We start from the raw sequence: 7,821 nt of genomic DNA on the forward strand, positions 1-7,821 counted from the left end.
AAAGAAGCAAAATATATGAAAAAAGCTAGGAGGAATAAACTGGATGAAAAAAGTGAAAGTCAATATCATCGGAATGCTCATTGCCGCGGCTGTTATTTCTTTAACTGGCACAGCTGAAGCAGCGGGAAAACAGAATCAGCAGCCGCCTGCAAACGTTACACTGACTGAACAGCAAAAGAAAGAAATTGAACAGCTGGAAGCAGACATATTAAAAAAACGCAAGGATGTCATCTCAAAGTATGTAGAATACGGAGTTCTGCCTAAAGAAAGAGGAGATCACATCAAAAATCACATGGTCAAACACTTTGAAATGATGAAACAAAACGGCTTTGTTCCGAAGCCTCATCCTCATCCGCATAAATTTGAAAAGAGACATTAGGCTGTAAGCATCCAATTAAGGTTGGGTGCTTTTTCATTACCGTTAAAAAGAATATACTGACAATATAATATATAATTTGGAATATGAGAACGCATTCTTATGGCTCAAAAGATTTTACTTAATATATTCATTTAACGCGAGAGGAGAAGCTATGTTTTTAAAAAGAGTAACACTCCTTAGAGATAAGATCCCGTCCTTTAACAGATACCCATTCACTATCCCTGCTGTAAGTCAATTACACGACATTTCATTTACCAGAGAAGTGACTTTTTTTGTCGGGGAAAATGGCTCGGGGAAATCGACGTTGCTTGAAGCAATTGCTGATAAGTGTGAATTTAATACAGCGGGCGGCAGCCGTAATAATATCTATGAATTGCAGGAGTCAGACTCTCATTTGGGAGATTACATACGTTTATCATGGCTTCCTAAGATCACAAATGGTTTTTTCTTAAGAGCAGAATCGTTTTATCAGCTTTCTCTTCATCTTGATGAAGTGGAACGGGATGCTCCGCAGCCATATCTCTCCTATGGTGGAAGGCCGCTGCACAAGCAATCGCATGGTGAGTCTTTTATGTCGCTGTTCCAACATCGTTTTAAAGGAAAAGCTATTTATCTTTTAGATGAGCCTGAAGCTGCTCTTTCTCCCGCGCGTCAGTTAGCTTTTTTGAGAGTCATACACGATTTAGTGAAGGGCGGAAATGTACAGTTCATCATTGCCACTCACTCCCCAATTTTGCTGGGTTATCCGAATGCTGACATTTTCAGCTTTGACGGGGGCAGTATTCATCATACAGAATACGAAAGCACTGAACACGTCCAGTTAACAAGATATTTTCTTGAACAAAGAGAGAAAATATTAGCTGAGCTGTTCCGGGATTAACATCGTGTTGCTATGAAACGCGTTTCATAGCCTATGATAGGCTTATCAAATATTTCAGGAGTGATTAACACAATGATCCATCAACATCCAGAATCTTTTCCGAAACATTTTTTATGGGGCTCGGCTTCAGCAGCTTACCAGGTTGAAGGAGCTTGGAACGAAGATGGCAAAGGCCCTTCTGTATGGGACGTGTTTACGAAAATCCCCGGCAAAACGTTTAAGGGCACCAATGGTGATGTTGCAGTTGACCATTATCACCGTTATAAGGAAGATGTCGCTCTGATGGCTGAGATGGGGCTGAAGGCATATCGATTCTCTGTCAGCTGGCCGCGTATTTTTCCAAAAGGAAAAGGAGAAATCAATGAAGCCGGTCTGGCATTTTACGATAACCTGATTGATGAATTGCTTTCTCATAACATAGAACCGGTTTTGACTTTATATCACTGGGATTTGCCTCAGGCGCTTATGGACGAATATGGCGGATTTGAGTCGAGAAACATCATAGAGGATTTTAATCATTACTGCATTACTCTTTATAAACGCTTTGGGCAGAAAGTGAAATATTGGGTAACGTTAAATGAACAAAACTACAATTTTAATCACGGCTTTCTAACAGCTATGCATCCGCCTGGCGTGAAGGACAGAAAACGATTTTACGAAGCAAATCATATTGCGTTTCTGGCAAATGCGAAAGCCATTGAGTCCTTCAGAAAATATGTGCCCGAAGGCAAAATAGGACCAAGCTTTGCTTATTCTCCCGCATACCCTTTAACCAGTCATCCAGAGGACATTACGGCATTTGAAAATGCTGAAGAATTTATGAATAATTGGTGGCTGGATATGTACTGCTGGGGAACCTACCCGCAAATTCCTTTCCGCTATTTAGAAAAACAGGGATGGGCGCCGACAGTCGAACCGGGTGATATGGAGCTGCTTGCCAAAGGGAAGCCGGATTTTGTAGGTGTCAACTATTATCAAACGATTACTTACGAACGAAATCCGCTCGACGGTGTCTCAGAAGGGAAAATGAATACGACGGGACAAAAAGGGACCAATCAGGAAACAGGGATGCCGGGACTATTTAAAACTAAGAAAAATCCTAACCTAACAACGAGCAACTGGGATTGGACGATTGATCCGGTAGGATTGCGTATCGGGCTTCGCCGTATTACGACACGTTATCAGCTTCCTGTGTTTATTACAGAAAACGGTTTAGGAGAATTCGATAAAGTTGAAGAAGGCACTATACATGATGATTATAGAATTGATTATTTGCAATCGCATCTTGAGCAATGCAGACAGGCCATTAGTGATGGAGTCGATTTGATTGGATATTGCAGCTGGTCATTTACTGATCTGTTAAGCTGGCTGAACGGTTATCAAAAAAGATACGGCTTTGTTTATGTGAATCGTGACGAAGAGAATGAACATGACTTAAAACGATTGAAGAAAAAAAGCTTTTATTGGTATCAGGATGTCATTAAGACAAATGGAGAAAATGTATAAAGAGTCCCTGAGAGTATTCCTCTCAGGGCTTTTCATTAGACGGAAACAGCATCAATGATATAAGTGTCAGCGTGCAGATCTGACAGCTCAGCCGGCACAGTGTAGCATGTGAATTGATAGTCTCCTTTAGGAAGGTCAAAGGACAGCCTCTTGGACATGATGCTTTCAATTTCAATTCCGTCTGTTGTGACGTGAAAAGGAACAGTCACTTTTTTTTCATAGGATGCAACTGTTTCTGAACTGTTAAGGCGTAAAAGAATATATACCTTTGAATTTCGCTGTGCCTCAAACGAAATGGCTTCGTCCGCTTCCGCATATCCTTTTTCAATCGCTTCATCTGTCCAATCGATGACAGGCGGTGCGGAACCCTTTTGAAATACAGTAAATTGATGATATGAAATCGTCAGTTCTTGCGGCTTCCATGATTTGATCAATGTGCTGTTCCTCCTCTTTTAACTGTTTACTGAATCGTAAATAAAACCTTTGTGCCATCAGGGTAATCGGTCAGCTGATGCCCGACCCAGGAGCCTGCGCCGCGATTGTCAGCGGGAGAAATATATTCTACAGAAGCCCCTTCACCGCCTTCTTTGCACATGGCCATTGGCCATTCATCTCGGTCATACCCTGTTTTGGAAGGTACGTCTTTTAATGATTGTTCGCGGCGTTCCTCAGCTCCGTCTCTGTCTATGGTGCACACATCTGAATGCCCCTCACTTATTGCGTCCTTGATATGATTTGCTGTCTCAGGATAACGCTCAGAAGGGAAGGCCAGTGTTTCGTCATATTCTTCTGTTTGAGACGTTTTTTGATCGTCTGAGAAAAAGTCTCCCTTAATCAGGCCAACAGCTGCAGCTGCTATGACGACTATTACGAGAAGTAAAGTTTTTATAATGTCCATTCGTGATGATCACCTCCCGCGTCAGCAACTTTAAAACTGCTCCAAGAGTAATGCAGAAAGGGCTGGGTGTAAAGATTAAAATTTTTTGTTTTGCCTTAGGTTTATTGCAGAAATCGTAATTTTAGCAGATCGAAATATTCATTTTAAAAAAATAACGTTATCAAATTGAAATATTGATACTAGATTATAGGCTGTTTTCAGGTTGATCAATCATTTTAAATTGACTTATGATACTCGTAAGCTCTTCAGCCAATTGAGATAACGTTTCTGAGGCTGCAGTAATCTCTTCCATTGCGGCAAATTGCTCTTCTGTTAAAGCTGCCGCCTGCCGGGTACTCTCTGTTGATTCTTTAATGTCTGTTGTATTGGCGGCAAAGGATTCATTGATTTTTTGCGTACTTGCTGAAATGTTGGTAACAGATGCTGATAAATCGCTGATTTCCGCAGTGATTTCATCTGTTGCGGCTGCAATTTCTTTAAATGCGTCTCTGGTGCGGTGAATCATGTTTACACCTTCAGCAGCTTCTGTTTTCACATGTTCAACAGACTGCGCAGATTCAGTCATATCATTTTTTATCTCAGCGATTAATTTGGAAATCTGTCCGACAGACCGTTGAGATTCCTCTGCTAATTTGCGAACTTCATCAGCAACAACGGCAAAGCCTTTACCGTGTTCTCCTGCTCGGGCAGCTTCAATTGCTGCATTAAGAGCAAGCAGGTTTGTCTGATCGGCAATTTGGGTGATAACGGATAAAATTTGTTCAATTTGTTTAGAACGACCGTCCAGCTGCTGAATGATCTCTCCGCTTTTTTCAATCGAATGGTGAATGGTATCCATTTGTGCCTGAACATTTGAAATTTCATTTTGGCCAATGTCTGCTTTTGATTGCGCAAGCTGTCCTTTCTCAGCAATGGCAGCAGTATTTGAAGAAATATGCCGTATGTCAGCTGTTGTTTGCTCCAGTGATTTTTCACTGTTTTCGATTCGTGTGATTTGATGTTTGGCACCGTTTGCAATTTGCTGAACAGCTTCTGTGATCTTTTCGGAGGCTTGATTGGTTTCTTCTGCTCCGGCTGAAAGCTGCTGAGAGGCTGATGCAAGCTGAAGGGCGGATTGCTGTACCGTTTGGATTGTCTGATTCAGCTTCATTCTCATCTTATTATAGTAGACACTTAGTTCTGCTAACTCATCAGCGGACTTGTCTGAAACTTCTATTGTCATATCTCCGTTTCCGGCGCTTTCAAAGGCGTATTTTAATACGTTCAGCCGACGGTTGATTCTTCTGGTGAAAAGCAAAACAAGGATGACAGATATAATAATAACTACAGCAAGAACGATAGCGAATTGAGTGAACAGCGATTGGGTAAGCGATGCTAAAATGCTTTGATTGGCTCCTGTATACAGCATACCGATAATGTTGCCTTCCTTATCTTTTAAGGGCATATATGCTGTTTGATAAGAGGAGCCTGCCACATCTGCTTGTCCGTAGAATTGCTTCCCGTTTTTTAAAACAGCGTCAGTGACCTCAGCAGAAGCTTGAGTGCCGACAGCTCTTTCGCCGTCTTTCATTACGTTGGTTGCGACCCGAGTATCTCCTTGGAAAATCGTTACGGTGTCACCTGTTTTTTTGCCAAGCAGATCAACAATTTCTTCATTTCCGTTTATTTGTGTCTCGCCTTTATACAGCTTATCGTTTTTTACCTCCCAGTTCCCTAAAATCACGTCGTCAATATACGTGCTGCTTAAAGCAAGATCGCCTTTTGCTTTTTCAGTGGCCATTTTTTTCATGCTGCTTGTAATGTCTTTTAGCATTACGGCGCCGACTGATAGAGAAAACAATAGAATAACTGCGAAGACCAAGCTGAGAATTTTAGTTCCAAGCTTCAGCTTTATTTGTTTTTTCAACATAATTCCTCCCTCTGTTTGTTTGTAGGTCATATTACTTATCGGGTTTTTCGGTGTAAAGTTTTATTTTAGGGGATATTAAAACCGGCCTGATCTCCAGGCCGGCTGTGTGACGCTATTCAAGGTTTGCGTGGTAAGTGAACATGGTTTCAGAATCGAGTCCTTTTTTCTCCATGAGTTTTAAAATTATTGCATCATAGAACAGCAGCAATGTTTGCTCAAATAATGAACCCATTGGTTGCATCGTTTTATAGCTTCCGTTTGACTGGTCTTTAGGAGAGCCAGGCATTTTGACGATGAGATCCGATTGTTTTCCAATGCTCGAATCCGGATTGATGGTTAAAGCGGCAACAATTCCGTGTAAGCTTTTTGCTTTAGCTGCTGTATGGATCAGGCTCTTTGTCTCGCCTGATCCTGAGCCGATAATGACGAGGTCTCCTTTGCGGAGCGGCGGAGTGAGAACCTCACCGGCAATATGAGCGTTAAAGCCCATGTGCATCAATCTCATCGCGAAGGATTTTGCCATCAGGCCAGACCGCCCCGCGCCCGCAGTGAAAATTTGATTGGACGAAAAAATGTGATCGGCAAGCTGATCAGCTTCTTCATTAGAAATATAAGCCGCTGAACGGTGTAATTCATTGAGAATTTCCGTTACGTATTCAGTCGTTTTCATTTTATTTATCCTTGGGCAATAAGCTGTTTCATTTTTGAAGCTGTTTCTGCTTTATCGGCTGCGCTTGTAATTCCGCCCCCAACAATGACAAGGTCAGGGTTTTGTTTGATCACTTCTGGCAGTGTATCAAGTTTGATGCCGCCCGCAATTGCGGTTTTTGCGTTTTTTACGGTATTTTTGATGGTCGTTAATTCTTCGAAAGAGTTTTTGCCCTCTGCTTGAAGATCATAACCAGTGTGGACGCAGATGTAGTCAACACCGAGTGCGTCAATTTCTTTCGCACGGGATTCAATATCTTTCACGTTAATCATGTCCACTAAGATTTTCTTCTTCTGTTTTTTGGCTTCTTCTACTGCGCCTTTAATTGTTGCATCGTCTGTAGCCCCTAAAACGGTGATGATGTCAGCTCCAGCTTCCGACGCTTTCATAATTTCGTATCCGCCGGCATCCATGATTTTCAGGTCTGCCAGGACCTTCAATTGCGGAAATGTTTCTTTTATTTCTTTAACGGCTCTAAGGCCTTCATTAATGACAACCGGTGTTCCGATCTCAACCACGTCGATGTATTGTTCTACTTCTTTGACAAGCTCGATGGCTTCCGGGATATTTACTAGGTCTAATGCCAGCTGTAATTCCATTGTTGATCCACTCCCTTATTCGAATTATTTTTCATTCTATAGGTTCCCTCTTTAGCTGAGAAGTAGGCACTTTGAAGTCAACTAGTTACTTTGAGGATACTGTGAGAAGGGGCAATCAGATTTCTTTCGCTTGGTTTTATGAGTGAGTATAATGAAAAAGAGTCTGCCAAAAAGTAAGTAAGTGATGATACGTATCTAACATACAAAAAGGATACTAAGGGGGGATTTCTTTTGAGCCGGATGGACGACAAAAGGTTTAATTGTGAGAAGGAATTAACGCTTGCGGTGATCGGTGGCAAATGGAAAATGCTCATTTTGTGGCATTTAGGAAAAGAAGGCACAAAACGTTTTAATGAATTGAAAGCTTTGATTCCTGATATTACGCAGAAGATCCTCGTGAATCAGCTGAGAGAGCTTGAGCAGGATATGATTGTTCACAGGGAAGTGTATCCGGTTGTCCCGCCGAAGGTTGAATATTCCTTGACCCCGCAAGGAGAAAGCCTGATGCCTATTCTTGATGCCATGTATGAGTGGGGGAAAGGCTATATGGAATTGATTGATATCGACAAAAATGTCATTAAGGAATCGTTGTAAGGCGCTCTTGGCTAAGGGTGTCTTTTTTTTGCCTGTTTTTCGGTTTTTGCGCGGTAAACATATGGGATGTAAAGATTGTAAATGGCTTTCAACAATAAATGGGAAATAGCGTGAGAGTGCATTTTAAAAATTTTTATTTTTCTGTAAATAATGTTTAGTGGAAATTATTGCGGTATCCCGCAAAAATATCCCAGTGAATAAACTGGAATCTTTTCGGTATCCCGCATGAAACTTTTCACCCATTTTTCGGTGATAAAAACATTTTTTTCATTTAAAGTGAACGTTAGAAAGGTTAAAAATATTGAAAACAATGAAGAAATAGGCAAAAATGTTTCACTTTAGGGCAA

9 protein-coding genes are annotated in these 7,821 nt (G+C 41.4%); 4 read left to right on the forward strand and 5 right to left on the reverse strand.

Annotated elements, in window-relative coordinates:
* Nucleotides 1-43: 43 nt before the first annotated feature.
* From NYE43_RS01950 to NYE43_RS01960, 3 genes are all read left to right on the forward strand, one after another.
* Nucleotides 44-379: a YckD family protein gene (locus tag NYE43_RS01950; protein ID WP_185848297.1), complete on the forward strand. Its 336-nt coding sequence runs from the start codon at nucleotides 44-46 to the stop codon at nucleotides 377-379.
* A 151-nt stretch (nucleotides 380-530) separates the two neighbouring features.
* The gene (locus NYE43_RS01955; protein WP_024120175.1) at nucleotides 531-1,259 is read left to right on the forward strand and encodes an AAA family ATPase; all 729 of its coding nucleotides are present in this window, start codon (nucleotides 531-533) and stop codon (nucleotides 1,257-1,259) included.
* A gap of 72 nt (nucleotides 1,260-1,331) precedes the next feature.
* Nucleotides 1,332-2,765 carry a glycoside hydrolase family 1 protein gene (locus tag NYE43_RS01960; protein ID WP_095714429.1) on the forward strand — a complete coding sequence of 478 codons (1,434 nt, stop codon included), beginning with the start codon at nucleotides 1,332-1,334 and terminating at the stop codon, nucleotides 2,763-2,765.
* Between the two features lie 35 nt (nucleotides 2,766-2,800).
* Here NYE43_RS01960 and NYE43_RS01965 read toward each other — a convergent pair whose 3' ends face one another.
* The 5 genes from NYE43_RS01965 to hxlA all read right to left on the reverse strand — a co-directional run bounded on the left by NYE43_RS01965 (nucleotide 2,801) and on the right by hxlA (nucleotide 6,880).
* Nucleotides 2,801-3,199 (reverse strand): competence protein ComJ, encoded by a 399-nt coding sequence (locus tag NYE43_RS01965; protein WP_024120177.1) that lies wholly within the window; start codon nucleotides 3,197-3,199, stop codon nucleotides 2,801-2,803.
* 26 nt (nucleotides 3,200-3,225) lie between these two features.
* Nucleotides 3,226-3,663 carry a DNA-entry nuclease gene (nucA, locus tag NYE43_RS01970; protein ID WP_024120178.1) on the reverse strand — a complete coding sequence of 146 codons (438 nt, stop codon included), beginning with the start codon at nucleotides 3,661-3,663 and terminating at the stop codon, nucleotides 3,226-3,228.
* A gap of 184 nt (nucleotides 3,664-3,847) precedes the next feature.
* A complete protein-coding gene (gene tlpC, locus NYE43_RS01975; protein ID WP_185848296.1) occupies nucleotides 3,848-5,572 on the reverse strand; it encodes a methyl-accepting chemotaxis protein TlpC in 1,725 nt (574 codons plus the stop codon).
* A gap of 112 nt (nucleotides 5,573-5,684) precedes the next feature.
* Nucleotides 5,685-6,242 carry a 6-phospho-3-hexuloisomerase gene (gene hxlB, locus NYE43_RS01980; RefSeq protein WP_185848295.1) on the reverse strand — a complete coding sequence of 186 codons (558 nt, stop codon included), beginning with the start codon at nucleotides 6,240-6,242 and terminating at the stop codon, nucleotides 5,685-5,687.
* A 5-nt stretch (nucleotides 6,243-6,247) separates the two neighbouring features.
* Complete coding sequence (hxlA, locus tag NYE43_RS01985) at nucleotides 6,248-6,880, reverse strand: 3-hexulose-6-phosphate synthase (RefSeq protein WP_003224929.1); 633 nt, start codon at nucleotides 6,878-6,880, stop codon at nucleotides 6,248-6,250.
* A 231-nt stretch (nucleotides 6,881-7,111) separates the two neighbouring features.
* On the opposite strand from hxlA, the gene hxlR reads away from it, so the two are divergent.
* Nucleotides 7,112-7,474, forward strand: a complete 363-nt coding sequence (hxlR, locus tag NYE43_RS01990) for a transcriptional activator HxlR (protein WP_003241118.1) — start codon at nucleotides 7,112-7,114, stop codon at nucleotides 7,472-7,474.
* Nucleotides 7,475-7,821: the final 347 nt, after the last annotated feature.

The organism is Bacillus sp. FSL R5-0434 (assembly GCF_038004745.1).
Classification (GTDB): domain Bacteria; phylum Bacillota; class Bacilli; order Bacillales; family Bacillaceae; genus Bacillus; species Bacillus halotolerans.

Excerpts from the sequence above, each read along its gene's own strand:
- NYE43_RS01950 (WP_185848297.1), top strand. The coding sequence starts at position 44 with ATGAAAAAAGTGAAAGTCAATATCATCGGAATGCTCATTGCCGCGGCT.
- NYE43_RS01955 (WP_024120175.1), top strand. The coding sequence starts at position 531 with ATGTTTTTAAAAAGAGTAACACTCCTTAGAGATAAGATCCCGTCCTTT.
- NYE43_RS01960 (WP_095714429.1), top strand. The coding sequence starts at position 1,332 with ATGATCCATCAACATCCAGAATCTTTTCCGAAACATTTTTTATGGGGC.
- nucA (WP_024120178.1), bottom strand. The coding sequence starts at position 3,663 with ATGGACATTATAAAAACTTTACTTCTCGTAATAGTCGTCATAGCAGCT.
- tlpC (WP_185848296.1), bottom strand. The coding sequence starts at position 5,572 with ATGTTGAAAAAACAAATAAAGCTGAAGCTTGGAACTAAAATTCTCAGC.
- hxlB (WP_185848295.1), bottom strand. The coding sequence starts at position 6,242 with ATGAAAACGACTGAATACGTAACGGAAATTCTCAATGAATTACACCGT.
- hxlA (WP_003224929.1), bottom strand. The coding sequence starts at position 6,880 with ATGGAATTACAGCTGGCATTAGACCTAGTAAATATCCCGGAAGCCATC.